Raw genomic sequence first — 16,849 nt, 5'->3', positions numbered from 1 at the left:
AACTATTGAGCAATCGCCATGATCCGTATTACTGATACTGCGCAAGAGCATTTCGCAAAACTGCTGTCAAAACAGGAAGATGGCACCCAGATCCGCGTATTCGTTATCAACCCGGGTACGCCAACCGCCGAGTGCGGCGTCTCCTACTGCCCGCCTGACGCGGTAGAAGCCACGGATACCGAACTGAAGTTCGATAAACTCTCCGCCTATGTGGACGAGCTGAGCGCACCCTATCTTGAAGATGCAGAGATTGACTTCGTTACGGATAATCTCGGCTCCCAGCTGACCCTGAAAGCGCCAAACGCGAAAATGCGTAAAGTCTCTGACGATGCACCGATGGCAGAGCGGGTAGAGTATCTGCTGCAGGCACAAATCAATCCGCAGCTGGCCAGCCACGGCGGCCGTGTTTCGCTGATGGAGATCACTGATGATGGCATCGCCGTTCTGCAGTTTGGCGGCGGCTGTAACGGTTGCTCGATGATTGATGTCACGCTCAAAGATGGCATTGAGAAAGAGCTGCTGGCGGCCTTCCCGGAACTGAAAGGTGTCCGCGATCTCACTGAACATCAGCGCGGCGAACACTCCTACTATTGATGGTTTCATGCGGCAGCACGCTGTGCTGCCGCATTTTCGCTACGCTTTGCGCGCCTCGCTTACCGTTTTCAGCAGCTTCTTCACGTTGTTATCCGCAAACGCCTCTTCCAGCGTAAAGCTCCATTTGCGTCGCCAGTTAGGATACTCATCTGTCGTGCCCGGTACGTTAACCGGGGTCGTCATGCCCATCCAGTCTTCCGGCTGCAGGCCCAGCAGCGCGCTGCCGGTGAGCGCCAGAAAACGATGGATAGCCTGATTAAACGCCGGCGTCAGCGCCTGCTTTTCCGCCTGCTTTACACTGCGCGCCGGCATTGCGCCAGCCTGATGCAGCGCATCCAGCAGCGCCTGCTTCTGCTTAACGCGCTGCGCCTGCAGCGACTGCAGCGTGCTGCCTTTATACATCCCCAGCTTCTCACCCAGCGCCAGATCGTCTGCCTGCCAGAAGCCGCTCAGCGTAGGCAGATCGTGGGTGCTGGCACTGGCGATAGATTGCTGCGGATAGCTGTCGGGCAGGCGATAGCGCCCCTCTTTTTCCTGCTCAAAGAACAGTACTTTCCAGGAAAAAACGCCGCTGTCACGCAGCAGTCTGACAATTTCCTGCGGCACGGTGCCGAGATCTTCACCAATCACCATGCAGCGCAGCCGCTGACTCTCCAGCGCCAGAATCGCCAGCAGATCGTCTACCGGATAGGAGACATAGGCACCTTTATCCGCGTTTTCCCCGTGCGGGATCCACCACAGCCGCAGCAGGGACATCACATGGTCGATGCGCAGCGCGCCACAGTCGCGCATATTTGCGCGCAGCAGGTCGATAAACGGCTGATAACCACGTGCGCGCAGCACGTGCGGATCGAGCGGCGGCAGCCCCCAGTTCTGTCCCAGCGGTCCCAGCGGATCGGGCGGCGCACCGACCGAGGCGCCAAGTTTATAGAGCTGCGGATCCTGCCAGGTTTCTGCACTATGTTCAGCCACACCCACCGCCAGATCGCGGTAGAGACCCACCGCCATACCCAGCTCCTGACTGCGCAGCCAGCAGTCGCTGAACTGCTGATGCGCCAGCCACTGCAGCCAGCTCCAGAAGCCAATTTCTTCTTCATGCTGCGCGCACCACGTCTGTACTTCAGGCTGTGCGGCATTGCGCCAGCCCTCCGGCCACGTTTCCCAGCCCCACGCCTGCCGATCCTGCCCGCTGCGCTCAGCCAGAATGCCGTCAAACGCCGCCTGGTAACGTAAAGGCTCGCCGCCCGCCGTCAGAAATGCCTGGAACGCCGTGTCATCCGCTGCCTGCGGCTGATACTGCTGCCAGGCGAGACGCAGCGCCTCCAGCTTGAGTGCCGCTACCGCCGCATAGTCAACCGCCTCTGCCGCACGCGCATTCTCCAGCGCCTTACGGGTTTTGGCACTTTTCCACCAGCGCTGCGCCGCTGCGCTCTGCTGAAACCCTGCCACCTGGCTGACGTCAATATAGAGAATATTCAGCCAGCGGCGCGATGCCGGACTGTAGGGGCTGGCAAGTTCAGGCTGCGCCGGATAGAGCGCATGCAGCGGGTTAAGGCCGATAAAATCGCCACCGTGCGCCGCCACCTGTTCCAGCATGCGCTTTAAATCGCCAAAGTCGCCGATACCCCAGTTCTGCTCTGAGCGCAGCGTATAGAGCTGCACCAGCGCCCCCCAGCGCTTTTCTCCCTGTGCCAGCGGCTCAGGCAGATAGCAGCGACGCGGCGCGATAATCAGGCGCGACTGCCACTGCTGACGTCCCTTACGCAGGCTGAGCTGATGGTAGCCCTGCGCCAGACGCGGCGGCAGCGTCAGCCTCTCACCGCCCTGTACCGTGCCGCTGTGGCTTTTACCCTGCTCGGTGGTCAGCTGCCAGGTAAATTCTCCTTTGCCATTCACCGTGAGTTCACGTCGTGCGCGTGCCACAAAGACCTGCACCGGCGGCACCGGCGGCGTTTTGCCGGCAGGCGCTTCCATCACCGTCAGCAGCGCCTCTTTAGTCTCATCGCTGATGGTTTCCTGTTCCCCTCTGGCATTCACAAAACGCAAAGCAATTCCCGCCGCTTCTGCGGCCTTATCCAGTTTACTGAGAGACATCAACGCTCCTTTCGCGTCCGGGCTGGCGGATAGAGATCAAAAGGATAAGTAAAGTCGCGCCTGGTGAAAAAAGCGACCGGATCAGGACGGAGAGGATAAAAATAGCTGGCCGGGCACACAGCCCGGCACAGGATCAGCAGAGTTCGAGATGGACCTCGTGCTGCTCGATCACTTTAAGCACGCTGGCAGGAGGCTTCTGATCTGTATACATATAATCAATCAGTCCCATGTTGCCCAGATTGACCATGGCGTTACGCCCGAACTTTGAGTGATCCACAACCAGCATTACGCAGCGCGAATTGTCGATGATGGCCCGTTTGGTGCGCACTTCATGATAGTCAAACTCCAGCAGCGAGCCGTCCATATCGATGCCGCTGATACCGAGAATGCCGTAGTCGAGGCGGAACTGAGAAATAAAGTCGAGCGTGGCTTCGCCCATAATCCCGCCATCACGCGTGCGCACTTCTCCGCCGGCAATGATCACCCGGAAATCGGGCTTGCCCATCAGCAGAATGGCAACGTTCAGATTATTAGTGACAATGCGCAGATCGTTATGGTTCAGCAGCGCATGGGCTACCGCTTCCGGGGTGGTGCCGATATCAATAAACAGCGTTGCGCCATCGGGGATCTGGCTGGCCACGCGCGCGGCAATGCGGGCTTTTTCTGCTGACCACATCATTTTGCGATCCTGCCAGGCGGTGTTTTCCGAACTGGAGGGGAGTGCCGCGCCGCCGTGATGGCGCTGAATTTTGTTCTGATCGGCCAGATCGTTTAAATCGCGGCGGATGGTTTGCGGACTGACCGCAAAATGCTCAACCAGCTCTTCCGTACTGACATACCCCTGACGCCGGACCAGATCGATAATGGCGTCATGACGTTGCGTCTGCTTCACATCTCTCTCCTCGGCTTGCAGCCGTGTTCTTTTTATCTCTGATGACGGACGGCGCGGCGGGTATCCATAAAAGCCATGGCCAGCCCGACCAGCAGGCCGGTCACGTGCGCGGCGTTGGCAATTGCCAGACCAAACGCGCCATACCAGCCAATCACCAGCCATACAATAGCGAAACCAATCAGTCCGCGCTCCAGATAAATACCGCTTTCGGGATCGCGCTCGCCGCGCAGCCAGCAATAGCCCATCAGCGCATACACCACACCTGAGAGACCACCAAAGAGCACGCCGCTGAATTTGGCCTGCATCCAGCCGCTGAGCAGCGCAGAAATCAGCATAATAACAAACAGCTTACCGCTGCCGAGTCGTTTCTCTACCGCCCCGCCCAGATACCACCACCACATCAGGTTAAACAGGATATGAAGCAGCGAAAAGTGCAGCAGCGCATGGCTGAACCAGCGCCACACCTGAAAATATTGCGAGGCGTCAGCCGGCCACCCCAGCCATGCCAGCGCGACATCATCGCCTGCTATCTGCATCAGAATAAACACGGCGACGCAGAGCGTCATAACCGAAAGCGTCAGTGGTCCGGCACGCTCCCGGATAGCGGCCCAGATATTGCTGCGCTCATAGCGCAGCCCGCTGCGGGTAGTGCCGCTGTGCCAGCTGGCCGCCTGATAGCGCGGGTGATTGGGGTCGCGAACGAATTGTGCAAGTTCGTTTTCGACCATCTGCAGCTGGCTCTCATCATCCAGCACGATCACGGAGTGACTTTCCTGCTCTATGCGCAGCGTCACACCGCGCGTCGCCATATAATCCACAAACGCCTGCGCGGTGCGGGCGTGACTGAACTGAGTAATACGCATCATGCGGTGCTCTCCTCAGGATAAAATGGCGGATCAGAGACTGCCGGTCGCGGTCTGCGCAGGAAACGCTGCACGCCAGGCATCAAAACCGCCATCAATGCTGTATACCTCGCTGAAACCCTGCCCCAGCAGAAATTGTGCTGCGCCTTTACTGCTGTTGCCGTGATAACACATCACCAGTACCGGCAGGTCATGGCGGGCCTGCGCAATAAAGTCTGCCAGGTTGTCATTAGAGAGATGCTGCGCGCCAGCAGCATGTCCCATGGCGAAACTTTGCGGGTCGCGAATATCGACTAACTGTGCGCCCTGCGCCAGCTGCGCGTTTGCCTGCTGAACATTAATACACTCGAAGGTTTCCATCGTTATCTCTCATTCCGCTGTTCTGTTTGCGCCTAGTTTACCCTGAGAAACAGGTGCCATAACCTGATAAAGAAAAGGGTTATCTGTTTTTTTTCCTGCCGGAATGTTAGCTGCATCACGCAGGAATGTTTTTATTGCGTTAAAGACTGGCGAAAATGTTGGTTTCCGATTATTATTACGCTCGAAAACGAACATTTTAGAACTATTCCGAACATCGGAGGAGATGACGTGGAAACCAAAGACCTGATCGTGATCGGCGGCGGCATCAACGGAGCCGGCATTGCAGTGGACGCTGCAGGACGCGGACTGTCTGTGCTGATGCTGGAGGCGCGGGATCTGGCGTGTGCCACCTCCTCCGCCAGTTCAAAACTGATTCACGGTGGCCTGCGCTATCTTGAGCACTACGAGTTTCGCCTGGTCGGCGAAGCGCTGGCAGAGCGTGAAGTGCTGTTAAAAATGGCGCCGCACATCGCTTTCCCGATGCGCTTTCGTCTGCCGCACCGCCCGCACCTGCGCCCGGCGTGGATGATCCGCATGGGCCTGTTTATGTATGACCGTCTCGGCAAGCGCACCACGCTGCCAGGCAGTAAAGGCCTGCGTTTTGGCGCGGAGTCAGCGCTGAAGCCGGAAATTACGCGCGGTTTCGAATATTCTGACTGCTGGGTGGATGATGCCCGTATGGTGGTGCTGAATGCGCAGGAAGTTGAGCGCAAAGGTGGCGAAGTGCGCACCCGTACCCGCGTTAATCGCGCATGGCGTGAAGGCGGCATGTGGATGGTTGAGGCAGAAGAGGTCGATACCGGCAAAATCCTGACCTGGCGCGCTAAAGGCCTGGTCAACGCAGCCGGTCCGTGGGTTAAACAGCTGTTTGACGACGGCCTGCAGCTGAAATCACCCTACGGTATTCGCCTGATCAAAGGCAGCCACATTGTGGTGCCGCGTGTGCACACCGAGAAGCAGGCGTATATTCTGCAGAACGAAGATAATCGTATTGTGTTTGTGATCCCGTGGATGGATGAATTTTCTATCATCGGTACCACTGACGTAGAGTACAAAGGCGATCCGAAAAACGTCAAGATTGACGAGGAAGAGACGCGCTATCTGCTGAAGGTGTTTAACGCGCACTTTAAAAAGCAGCTGACCGCAGACGATATCGTCTGGAGCTACTCCGGCGTGCGCCCGCTGTGTGATGATGAGTCAGATTCACCGCAGGCGATCACCCGTGATTATACGCTGGACGTGCGTGACGATAACGGTGAAGCGCCGCTGCTGTCGGTGTTTGGCGGCAAGCTGACCACTTATCGCAAGCTGGCTGAACACGCAATGGAGAAACTGGCGAAGTACTATCCGAACGCCGGTCCGGCCTGGACGAAGAGCGCCGTGCTGCCGGGCGGTGACTTCTCCGGCACGCGTGACGACTACGCTGCCAGCCTGCGTCGCCGCTATCCGTTTATCAGTGAAAACATGGCGCGGCACTATGCCCGCACCTACGGCAGCCGCACCGAAATGCTGCTTGAGGGTGCCACCAGCCTGACCGATCTGGGTGAGAACTTTGGCCATGAGTTTTATGAAGCTGAACTGCGCTACCTGGTGAAAAACGAGTGGGTACGCGAACTGGATGATGCCATCTGGCGTCGTACCAAGCAGGGTATGTGGCTGAACAAGGCCCAGCAGGCGCGCATCAGCGAGTGGCTGGCCCGCAACAGCCAGAAGCCGGCGCTTTCGCTCGCATCATAAACGCCGTTATTCGCTTTCCCGACCCCGCACACGCTGCGGGGTTTTTTTATGTCGCCGGATAAGCGTTTCAGTCAGGGGCGCAGACACCGGCGGTACGGCGTGGCAATAAGCGAGCGCCGCGGCGGCTCCGGGGAGCGGCAGCGGCGCAGGGGTGCAGGGGCACAGCAGCCGTTGTCAGAGTCCGGCGTGTTCCCGGATATAGTTGCGTGCTTTTACCGCATACTCAAACGGGTTGGCAATAGCCGGATCCTGCTCCGCCTCTACCACCATCCAGCCTTTATAGCCCGCATCGTCGAGAATTTTAAACACCGGCGCGAAATCGATCGCGCCATCTCCCGGCACGGTAAAGGTGCCTTTCTTCACGCCATCAAGAAACGACAGGGAGTTCTCACGTACTTCAGCCACCACTTCGTCGCGGACATCTTTCAGATGCACGTGGAAAATACGCGGCAGATGCGTGGTCAGCACATCCAGCATCGCCTGCTGTGAGCCTTCGGAGTAGTAAATATGGCCGGTATCATAGAGCAGGCCTACATTGTCATGGGTCAGCGCCATAAAGCGGTCAATCTCTTCCGGCGTCTGGATCCCGGTGCCCATATGGTGATGCAACGTCACGCGCATGCCCTTTTCTGCAGCCAGCTGCGCCAGTTCGTTATAGCCTTCTGCCGTCAGACGCCACTCTTCATCGCTGAACACCGGTTTCTGCTCAAACACCGCCAGCGTAGTGCCCTGAATACTTTTGCTCTGCTCTGAACAGCCGATAACGCGCGCGCCCATGGCGTGCAGAAAGTTCATATGATTGACGAACTCATCGATGGTCTTCGCTTTATCGCCATTAGCAAAAAAGGTGCTGAACCAGGCGTTGCAGATCTCAATGCCGCGGATATCAAGCATCGGTTTCAGAATAGCCGGATCGCGCGGGTATTTACTGCCGACTTCGCTGCCGGTAAACCCGGCCAGCGCCATTTCACTGACGGTCTGCTGGAAAGTATTCTCTTTGCCCAGATCGGGCATGTCATCATTGGTCCAGCCGATCGGTGCTATCGCCAGCTTTACATTCTCTTTGTTCATCTTCAGATCCCGGAATCAGGGCGGCGGGACAGCCGTGCCGCCGCAAAATAGGTAGCAGGTTAGTTGCTGTAGAATGCCGGACGCGGCGGCATTTCAACCGGCTCAATTGCGCCGCTGTTCTGCGCTTTCAGGCAGGCGTCAGCCGCAACGGAAGCAGCAAAGCCGTCCCATGCAGAAGGTCCGGTAAGCTCACCGGCTTTGACGTCGTTGATAAACGCCTGCAGCTCAACGTCATAGGCGTCGATAAAGCGATCTTTCCAGTCGGTCAGCAGCGGGGTGCCGAGGCAGGCGTTTTTACGCGTCTGGATCGCCGACGGCTCCGGCAGGCGGGCAATCCCCTCTTCGCCCACCACTTCACACTGGATATCGTAGCCATAGGCGCAGTTCACAAAGATCTCCACATCGATGCGGATCCCTTTCTGCGTTTCAAACAGGACAATCTGCGGATCCTTCAGCTGCGCATGCGATTTTGATGTGGTACGCGGAAAGACCACCTGCACTGATTTGTAGTCATCTTCAGTCAGCCAGCGCAGCACGTCCAGCTCATGGATCAGCGTGTTGGTGATCGCCATATCGGTAGTGTAATTCTCACCCACGCTCTGATTGCGGTGCGCGCAGTGCAGCATCAGCGGTTCGCCAATCTCACCTGCGGTAATGACTTTTTTCAGGGCGCGATAGCCCGCATCATAGGGGCGCATAAAGCCTACCTGCACCAGCCGTTTGCCGTGCTGAATTTCCGCATCCACAATACGGCGGCAGCCTTCCGCACTCATCGCCAGCGGCTTTTCGCAGAACACCGGCTTGCCGGCGGCGATGGCCGCCAGCGTAAATTCTTCATGGGTCGGATCCCAGGAGGTCACCAGAATGGCGTCCACTTCCGGTGAGGCGATGACCTCATGACCATCCTGATAAACCTCTGCGCTGATGTTCAGCCGCTGCAGCGCCGCCCGCGCTCCCTCAACGTTGATGTCGGAAACCGCCACCACTTTTGCGCCCTGCAGTACATTATTACAGCGGCGGATATGCTCCTGACCAATTGCACCGGTCCCGATTACCCCGAGTTTGAGCGTCATGATTACACCTGTAGAGTCAGATAAGAGATAAGACGGCCGGTCTGCGCCGGCCAGAAGCGTTAATATTTACGTGCCTGCTGAATGTGCTGATTCAGCTTGTCAGCAACCTGCTGCGTACGTTCAGATTCAGAGGTTTGCGCTACGCCGACGTTCCACCAGCTGAAGTATTTGTGCACCATGGTTTTTGGCAGCACTTTGATATCGATCAGGGTGGACACGCTTTGCTGCTGTGCATCGGTCAGCGCCGCCTGCAGCTGCTCAAGCGTGGTAACGCGGTAGGTTTTGCAGCCGTACCCGGCGGCAATGGCCGCAAAGTCTACCGGCACAAAGCCCCCATCCAGCCGGCCCCCTTCCGGATTGCGGAAGCGGAATTCGGTCGTAAAGCTGTCCATACCGTGTTCCATCTGCAGATTGTTAATGCAGCCGTTGGTCATGTTATCCAGCAGGATGACGTTGATCTTTGCGCCCTCCTGAATCGACGTCACCAGCTCTGAGTGCAGCATCATAAAAGAGCCATCACCGACCATGGCATAGACCTCACGCTGCGGCTGAGCCAGCTTGGCGCCCAGTGCGGCGTTGACTTCGTAGCCCATGCAGGAGTAGCCATATTCCACGTGATAATCGTTGTAACTGCGGGTGCGCCAGACGCGCTGCAGATCGCCCGGCAGGCTGCCCGCTGCGGCAACTATCACAGCATCATCAGGCAGCTGCTCGTTCAGGGTCCCGAGTACGCTGCTCTGCGTCAGCACGGATTGAGTGAGGCGCTGAAATTCAGCAAACAGCGCGTCGCGATCGATATGATCGGCAATTTCCGGCACAAAATCATGGCTGTTCCAGGTGGCAGCATAAACGCGCTGCGTCTCCTGCTGCAGCTGACGCTGCGCCTCTTCAATCTGATCGCCCCAGTGGCTTTCAAAACCCTGCAGCTGCTGCGCCAGCGCGGTCAGACCTTCACGCGCATCGGCCAGCAGCTGTACGCCATCCAGCTTGTAGCTGTCGAAGTTACTGACGTTGAGGTTAAGGAAGCTGACCTCCGGATGACGGAAAATCCATTTTGAGGCGGTGGTGAAGTCGGTGTAGCGGGTGCCGATACCGATGACCAGATCGGCCTCTTTCGCCAGCAGATTCGCAGCCAGAGAGCCGGTTTCCCCCACGCCCCCCAGGTTCAGCGGATGATCGGAAATCAGGGTGCCCTTGCCCGCCTGCGTTTCCGCAAACGGAATGGCAAAGCGTTCAGCAAACTTCAGCAGCGCCTCGCCCGCGCCGGAATATTTCACGCCGCCGCCCACCACAATCATTGGCTTGTGCTTGCGCGCAATCAGCGCCAGCGCTGCTTCCAGCTGCGCAGGAGAAGGCAGCCGGCGATCGAGCCGATGCACCCGCTTCTGAAAGAAATAGTCCGGAAAATCCCAGGCTTCACCCTGCACATCCTGCGGCAGTGCGAGCGTTACTGCGCCGGTTTCGGCGGGATCGGTCAGCACGCGCATGGCGTTAATACAGGCGGACATCAGCTGCTCCGGCCGGCTGATGCGGTCCCAGTATTTGCTGACGGCACGGAAAGCATCATTGGTACTGATGCTTAAATCATGGCTCTGCTCAATCTGCTGCAGCACCGGATCGGGCTGGCGGGTCGCGAATACATCTCCGGGCAGCAGCAGCAGCGGAATACGGTTAGCCGTGGCAGTAGCCGCAGCCGTAATCATGTTGGCTGCGCCCGGGCCTACCGACGAGGTACAGGCGATGATTTGACGGCGCAGCGACTGTTTAGCAAACCCGGTCGCGGCATGCGCCATACCCTGCTCGTTACGCCCCTGATACACAATCAGATCGCCGCTATCCTGCTCCAGAGCCTGGCCCATACCGAGTACGTTACCGTGGCCGAAAATGGCGAACACACCTTTCACAAACTTGTTCTCTGCGCCATCGACATTCAGATACTGATTATCGAGAAACTTCACCAGCGCCTGTGCCGTCGTCAGTCTGATCGTGCCCATATCTCTTTTCCTTTACTTGCCGGTCTCCGCAGAGGAGCCTTGCGACCCGGAGCAGAGTGTCTGGCTGCCCCGCGCATAAGTGAAACATGCGGCGATTATAAACAAATATTTTTTCCATAAAATACAATTACAGAAGAAACATTTCATTTTGCGATGGAGATCAAATTCAGCAGAGTAACGGGGCTGAGCAGCCGTTTCTGCGTGGCTAAAGTGGAACAGAAGACAGAAAGAGGGGCAGCGCTGTGAACTTTTGTTTCACCCGGAGAGCTTCCGCTATTTGCCAGATATTTCCTGCGATCGGGTTCACAGCCCGGAAATACCGGGCCTGTTTACGGTGTTGTCCCTGAGCTGCTGTGCAGCACGGTAATTTTACCTGGCTCACAAAATAAAGATGTATGTTTCATTTTATGTTGTTTATGAAATATTCATTCCTCATACTGATTTTCCAGCCAGTCAGGCAATCTGAGAACCCGACAGCAGCGCACCCGACACGGGTGATGACGTTCGTGCCTGCTTATCACAGAAGGAAACTATAGGTATGAGTACACAACAGAAGCGGCTTGATGTGATTTGTATCGGACGCATCGCCGTTGATCTCTATGGCCAGCAAATTGGTTCGCGCCTGGAAGATATGACCAGCTTTAATAAGTATCTGGGTGGCTCCTCAGGCAATGTTGCTTATGGCACGGCCATTCAGGGGCTGAAATCTGCGATGCTGGCGCGCGTCGGCGATGAACACAATGGTCGTTTTTTACGTGAAGAGCTGCAGCGCGTCGGCTGTAATACTGACGGCCTGATCACCGATAAAACGCGTCTGACCGGACTGGTGATCCTGGGTATTAAAGATGAAGAGACCTTCCCGCTCATCTTCTACCGCGATAACTGCGCAGATATGGGACTGGTGCCGGATGATATAGAGGAGGCATTTATTACGTCCTCACGCGCGGTAGCCATTACCGGCACGCACCTTTCCCATCCGGATACCCGCGCCGCCGTACTGAAAGCGCTGGATATTGCCCGCCGCAACGGGCTGCGTACCGCGCTGGATATCGACTATCGTCCGGTATTGTGGGGACTGACCTCACTGGGCGACGGTGAAACACGCTTTATTGAATCGGGCCAGGTGACCCGCCAGCTGCAGGAAGTCCTGCACTACTTTGACCTTGTTGTTGGCACCGAAGAGGAGTTTCACATTGCCGGCGGCAGCACCGATACGCTGACGGCGCTGAAAAATGTGCGTCAGGCAAGTCAGGCCACACTGGTGTGCAAACGCGGCCCGCTGGGCTGTGTGGTGTTTGAGGGCGATATTCCGGACAGCTGGGAGCAGACCCGGCTGCAGAGTGGCGTGCAGGTTGAAGTGCTGAATGTACTGGGCGCGGGCGACGCATTTATGTCCGGTCTGCTGCGCGGCTGGCTGAACGATGAGAGCTGGGAGCAGGCGTGTCGCTACGCGAATGCCTGTGGCGCGCTGGTGGTGTCGCGGCACGGCTGCGCACCGGCAATGCCAACCAAAGCGGAGCTGGATGATTTCCTCAGCCGCGACCGTGAGGTTAAACGACCGGATCGCGATACGCGTCTTACTCACCTGCATCGTGTCACCACGCGCCGGCAGCAGTGGCCGGAGCTGAATGTGTTTGCCTTCGACCACCGTAAACAGCTGGCCGATATGGCGCAGGAAGCAGGCGTCAGCGAAGAGCGCATTCCGCAGTTAAAACTCCTGCTGCTGCAGGCGGCGCAGGAGGCGGCGACAGAAGCGGGCCTGAATGAAAAGAGCGGCATTCTGGCAGATACCACTTACGGGCAGAAAGCGCTGAACGCCATTACCGGCAAAAAGTGGTGGATTGGTCGTCCGATTGAGCAGCCTGGATCGCGGCCGCTGCGGCTGGAGCATGGCAATATCGGCTCACAGCTGATCGACTGGCCGGCAGAGCATGTGGTGAAATGTCTGGTGTTTTACCATCCGCATGACAGCGCGGAGCTGCGCAATGAGCAGGATGACCTGCTGCTGGATGTGTGGCGCGGCTGTAACAAAAGCGGTCATGAACTGCTGGTCGAAGTGATCCTGCCGGAGAGTAATCCCGATCATAACGAGTCTTACTATCATGAGATGCTGAGCCATTTCTACAGCCTGGGCATTCAGCCCGACTGGTGGAAACTGCCGCCGCTTTCTGCAGAGAGCTGGCAGGCAATAGGTGCACTGATTGAGCAGCAGGATCCGTACTGTCGCGGCATACTGCTGCTTGGCCTGGACGCGCCGGAAGATAAGCTCAAGGCGGGCTTTGCCGCTGCGGCGCAGGCGGAGTGGGTAAAAGGATTTGCCGTCGGGCGCACCATCTTTGGTCAGCCGTCACGTCAGTGGCTGAAAGGTGAGCTGGATGACCAGACGCTGATTGAGACAGTAAAAGGCAACTATCTGCGCCTGATTGGCTACTGGCGCGCAGCGCGCGGTTAAGCCAGACAGGTAGTGTTTCAGCACACCCTCTCCCCTGGCGGAGAGGGTGAAAACCCTCTGCACACGCTGTTTTTCCGCTTCTCTCTATCCGGTCCCGATCCCTTTAGCGCAAAATGTGCCGCCGCCGCGCGGTTTTGTGAGGTATTGCATAATCCGATGAAATAGATGCGCTGCAGATGACAATTGAATGAAATTTTCCATCCATCTGATACTATAGCGCTCATTATCCAGCCATTTTTTCTTTGTTAACGGGCCGAAGTCATGACCAATAATCCAACCCAGCTGACCCTGTTACAGGACGATATCCGTCGTCGCTATGAGACGCTGAGCAAGCGTCTGAAGCAGGTGGCTCGTTATATTCTTGATAACAGCAATAGTATTGCCTTTGATACCGTAGCCTCTATCGCGCAGCAGGCTGATGTGCCGCCCTCCACGCTGATCCGTTTTGCTAACGCCTTTGGCTTCAGCGGCTTCAATGAAATGAAACAGGTATTTCGTCAGCACCTGATGGAAGAGACCGTTAACTATACCGAGCGTGCCCGGCTGTTTCGCCAGACGGCAACCGATGACAGCGCCAGCTCGCCGGAAAGCCCGATGGAGATCCTCAACGTCTTCACCATGGTGAACAGTCAGGCGCTGCAGCAGCTGGCGATGCAGATTAACCCTGAGCAGCTCAACAAAGCGGTACAGATGCTGAATGAGGCGGAGAATATCTACATCATTGGCCTGCGCCGTTCATTTAGCGTGGCTTCCTATCTGGTTTACGCGCTGCGTCACCTTGAGCGCCGTGCGTTTCTGATTGATGGCCTCGGCGGCATGTTTGCGGAGCAGCTGAGCATGGTGAATCCCAAAGATGTGGTTATCGCTATCAGCTACTCGCCTTATGCGCGTGAAGCCGTTGAGCTGGTCGAGCTGGGTGCCCGGCGCGGCGCACATCAGATCGCCATCACCGACAGTCAGGTCAGCCCGCTGGCCGCCTTCAGCGACGTCTGCTTTGTGGTACGTGAAGCGCAGGTCGATGGATTCCGTTCTCAGGTTGCCTCACTCTGCCTGGCGCAGACGCTGGCCGTATCGCTGGCGCTGAATAACAGCAGCGAGCAGGAATAACCGCATCCATAAAAAAGGGCAGCGCGCTGGCTGCCCTCTTGTCATTTATGCCGCAACTCAGCGGCTGCGCGGGTAGTTTTCGCTATTTACCCAGGCGTGATCTTTCTCCCAGGTAAATTTCCACAGCCGCACCGGCCCTGCCATCACGTTCAGATAGTAGTTGTCATACCCTGCCAGCGTGGCGACCGGGTGATAACCGCGTGGCACCATGACAACATCGCGATTGCCGGGTGCCATACAGACATCGAGTGAGCGATCGTCGGTATAGACCCGCTGCATAGCAAAACCGGGTTCCGGGTCAAAGCGATGATAGTAAGTCTCCTCCAGATAGGTCTCATCCGGACTCGCTTTCTCATCATGCTTGTGGCTTGGCCAGGAGCTGGTTGCCCCTTCATCGGTATAGACCTCGACCACCAGCAGACTGTCCGCCGCTTTGTTATCCGGCAGAATATTATGCACCAGACGCTGGTTATGCCCTTTGCCGCGATGCTCAATGCCTACGTCTTCCGGCGGGATGAGCCGGGCCGGCAGATCGCCATGCCCCGGCGCGCTGCATACGGCCAGCTCAAGATCGGTTTCTGCGGTGATCTCCGCTTCATCGTGATGCGGCACATAGACCGACCACGGGGGAATGCGCTCAAACGGCGACATGCGTTTGCCAATGCCGGCAAAGGCAGCGTGACGGGTTTTCACCGACGCCCGCCCGGCAACCAGCACCAGGCAGAGCTCGTTCTCACCGCTCTGCAGCGTCAGCGTCTCGCCCTGTTTTAGCAGGTAAGCCGCAAAACCAACATATTCCCAGCCCGCGCTCTGCGGCGTGACGTGCTGAATACGACCGCTGCTGTCAGGCTGCTGTGCTTTTGAAATCAGGGACATGCTTTCCTCCTGTGCGTCGCCTTAACCCAGCGTCGGCATACTGAATTCCGATACGGTCTGCTGACCGCTGGGCCAGCGTACGGTGGCGGTTTTCATCCGCGTATAGAAGCGTACGCCATCCGGGCCGTGCACGTTCAGCGCGCCAAATACAGAGCGTTTCCAGCCGCCAAAGCTGTGGAATGCCATTGGAACCGGGACCGGAACGTTAACGCCCACCATGCCTGCCTCAACATTCTGGATAAACTCACGCGCGGTGTGGCCGTTGCTGGTAAAGATGGCGCTGCCGTTACCAAACTCATGGCTGTTGACCAGCTGCAGTGCGCTGCTGTAGTCGCTGGCGCGCATAATGCTCAGCACCGGACCAAAGATCTCTTCACGCCAGATCACCATATCTGACGTAACATTATCGAACAGCGTGCCGCCTACATAGTAGCCCTCTTCATGGCCCGCGACCCGGATAGCGCGGCCATCGACCACCAGCTTCGCCCCCTCCTGCTCACCTTTGTCGATGTAGCCCAGCACTTTTTTCTGATGGGCGGCAGAGACCACCGGTCCCATCTCATTCTCTTCTGCACCCTGCTGCATACCCGGCCCCACGCGCAGCGCTTTGATCAGCGGCGTCAGGCGGGCGATCAGTTTATCTGCCGTATCATCACCGACGGCAACCACCACCGGCAGCGCCATGCAACGCTCGCCTGCTGAGCCAAACGCGCCGCCCATGATCGCATTCACGGTGGCATCCAGATCGGCATCCGGCATGACGATAGCGTGGTTTTTCGCCGCGCCAAACGCCTGTACGCGTTTGCCGTGCGCGCTGGCCGTTTTATAGATGTGCTCCGCCACGCCGGACGAGCCGACAAAGCTGACAGCCGCGATGCGCGGATCTTTATACAGCTGTTCTGCATCATCATTAGATGAGTGCACCACATTGAATACGCCATCCGGCAGGCCTGCCTCTTTCAGCAGCTCCGCCATGCGTACCGATGCGGATGGATCCAGGGCCGGTGGTTTGAGAATAAAGGTATTACCGCACGCCAGCGCAATCGGGAACATCCAGAGCGGCACCATCGCCGGGAAATTAAATGGCGTAATGCCTGCCACCACGCCCACCGGCTGCATCAGTGAATAGCTGTCAACGCCAGTGCCTACGCCCGGTGAGTTTTCACCTTTCAGCAGGTGCGGAATGCCGCAGGCAAACTCAATCACTTCAATACCGCGCGTCAGCTCACCCAGCGCATCAGACCAGACCTTGCCATGCTCTGAAACAATCAGTTCTGCCAGCTCCTCACGATGCTTTTCCATCAGCGCTTTGAAATTAAACATGACGCGCGCACGACGCAGCGGCGCGGTTTTTGACCATTCCGGAAAGGCAGCGTGCGCTACCGCAATCGCCTGCTCCACTTCTGCAGCGGTGCTTTGCGTCAGCTCACGCACCACTTTGCCGGTTGCCGGATCGTAAACCGGAATGGTTTCATTACTGGCGCTGTGCGTGATGCTGCCACCGATAAAGTTTCCAATAATAGTCATGTCGATGCCTCATTGATGTAAAGGGCCCTGCAGGCAGCAAAGGGGTTAGCGTCAGGCTACCCGGGCAGGTGAGATGAAAAGCGTGCTATGAAGCTATTACAATGAAATAAATTTTTCAAATACTCTTTTTTGAAAGATTTACTTTTAGCGGACTGGATCGCATTTTTTCTGGCTGGCGGGCCGCTGTCCAGCACCTCAGACAAAAAATT

The 16,849-nt window shown here is 57.2% G+C and carries 13 protein-coding genes; 4 read left to right on the top strand and 9 right to left on the bottom strand.

Going from position 1 to position 16,849, the window contains the following annotated elements; translation table 11 throughout:
- Positions 1-18 precede the first annotated feature (18 nt).
- Positions 19-594 (top strand): Fe-S biogenesis protein NfuA, encoded by a 576-nt coding sequence (nfuA, locus tag B3041_RS12230; protein ID WP_039380973.1) that lies wholly within the window; start codon positions 19-21, stop codon positions 592-594.
- Between the two features lie 39 nt (positions 595-633).
- Here nfuA and malQ read toward each other — a convergent pair whose 3' ends face one another.
- The 4 genes from malQ to glpE form a co-directional block, all read right to left on the bottom strand.
- The gene (gene malQ, locus B3041_RS12225; protein WP_292974375.1) at positions 634-2,688 is read right to left on the bottom strand and encodes a 4-alpha-glucanotransferase; all 2,055 of its coding nucleotides are present in this window, start codon (positions 2,686-2,688) and stop codon (positions 634-636) included.
- 133 nt (positions 2,689-2,821) lie between these two features.
- The gene (locus B3041_RS12220) at positions 2,822-3,580 is read right to left on the bottom strand and encodes a DeoR/GlpR family transcriptional regulator (RefSeq protein WP_065648550.1); all 759 of its coding nucleotides are present in this window, start codon (positions 3,578-3,580) and stop codon (positions 2,822-2,824) included.
- Between the two features lie 32 nt (positions 3,581-3,612).
- Positions 3,613-4,443, bottom strand: a complete 831-nt coding sequence (glpG, locus tag B3041_RS12215; protein ID WP_292975229.1) for a rhomboid family intramembrane serine protease GlpG — start codon at positions 4,441-4,443, stop codon at positions 3,613-3,615.
- Between the two features lie 33 nt (positions 4,444-4,476).
- Positions 4,477-4,803, bottom strand: a complete 327-nt coding sequence (gene glpE / locus B3041_RS12210) for a thiosulfate sulfurtransferase GlpE (protein WP_065648549.1) — start codon at positions 4,801-4,803, stop codon at positions 4,477-4,479.
- A 228-nt stretch (positions 4,804-5,031) separates the two neighbouring features.
- On the opposite strand from glpE, the gene glpD reads away from it, so the two are divergent.
- Positions 5,032-6,540 (top strand): glycerol-3-phosphate dehydrogenase, encoded by a 1,509-nt coding sequence (gene glpD / locus B3041_RS12205; RefSeq protein ID WP_065648548.1) that lies wholly within the window; start codon positions 5,032-5,034, stop codon positions 6,538-6,540.
- A 174-nt stretch (positions 6,541-6,714) separates the two neighbouring features.
- Here the strand turns inward: glpD and iolE are convergent, their stop codons facing one another.
- From iolE to iolD, 3 genes are read right to left on the bottom strand one after another with little or no spacing between them, the layout of a single operon-like run.
- Positions 6,715-7,611 (bottom strand): myo-inosose-2 dehydratase, encoded by an 897-nt coding sequence (gene iolE / locus B3041_RS12200; protein ID WP_292974371.1) that lies wholly within the window; start codon positions 7,609-7,611, stop codon positions 6,715-6,717.
- Positions 7,612-7,670: 59 nt separating this feature from the next.
- A complete protein-coding gene (locus B3041_RS12195; RefSeq protein WP_065648546.1) occupies positions 7,671-8,684 on the bottom strand; it encodes a Gfo/Idh/MocA family protein in 1,014 nt (337 codons plus the stop codon).
- Positions 8,685-8,743: 59 nt separating this feature from the next.
- Entirely contained in the window at positions 8,744-10,678 is a 1,935-nt protein-coding gene (gene iolD / locus B3041_RS12190) for a 3D-(3,5/4)-trihydroxycyclohexane-1,2-dione acylhydrolase (decyclizing) (RefSeq protein ID WP_292974369.1), read from the bottom strand.
- Positions 10,679-11,216: 538 nt separating this feature from the next.
- On the opposite strand from iolD, the gene B3041_RS12185 reads away from it, so the two are divergent.
- Together B3041_RS12185 and B3041_RS12180 are read left to right on the top strand one after the other, a co-directional pair.
- Positions 11,217-13,130 (top strand): bifunctional 5-dehydro-2-deoxygluconokinase/5-dehydro-2-deoxyphosphogluconate aldolase, encoded by a 1,914-nt coding sequence (locus tag B3041_RS12185; protein ID WP_065648544.1) that lies wholly within the window; start codon positions 11,217-11,219, stop codon positions 13,128-13,130.
- Positions 13,131-13,391: 261 nt separating this feature from the next.
- Positions 13,392-14,237, top strand: coding sequence for a MurR/RpiR family transcriptional regulator (locus tag B3041_RS12180; protein WP_065648543.1), 846 nt, complete (start codon positions 13,392-13,394; stop codon positions 14,235-14,237).
- Between the two features lie 57 nt (positions 14,238-14,294).
- Here the strand turns inward: B3041_RS12180 and iolB are convergent, their stop codons facing one another.
- Positions 14,295-15,113 carry a 5-deoxy-glucuronate isomerase gene (iolB, locus tag B3041_RS12175; RefSeq protein ID WP_065648542.1) on the bottom strand — a complete coding sequence of 273 codons (819 nt, stop codon included), beginning with the start codon at positions 15,111-15,113 and terminating at the stop codon, positions 14,295-14,297.
- Between the two features lie 21 nt (positions 15,114-15,134).
- The gene (locus B3041_RS12170; RefSeq protein WP_065648541.1) at positions 15,135-16,640 is read right to left on the bottom strand and encodes a CoA-acylating methylmalonate-semialdehyde dehydrogenase; all 1,506 of its coding nucleotides are present in this window, start codon (positions 16,638-16,640) and stop codon (positions 15,135-15,137) included.
- Positions 16,641-16,849: the final 209 nt, after the last annotated feature.

This window comes from Pantoea sp. UBA4549 (genome assembly GCF_002387285.1).
Lineage (GTDB): Bacteria > Pseudomonadota > Gammaproteobacteria > Enterobacterales > Enterobacteriaceae > Pantoea > Pantoea borealis.
The sequence above is the reverse complement of the archived record's forward strand: the minus strand, read 5'-3'. Positions and strand labels throughout refer to the sequence as shown.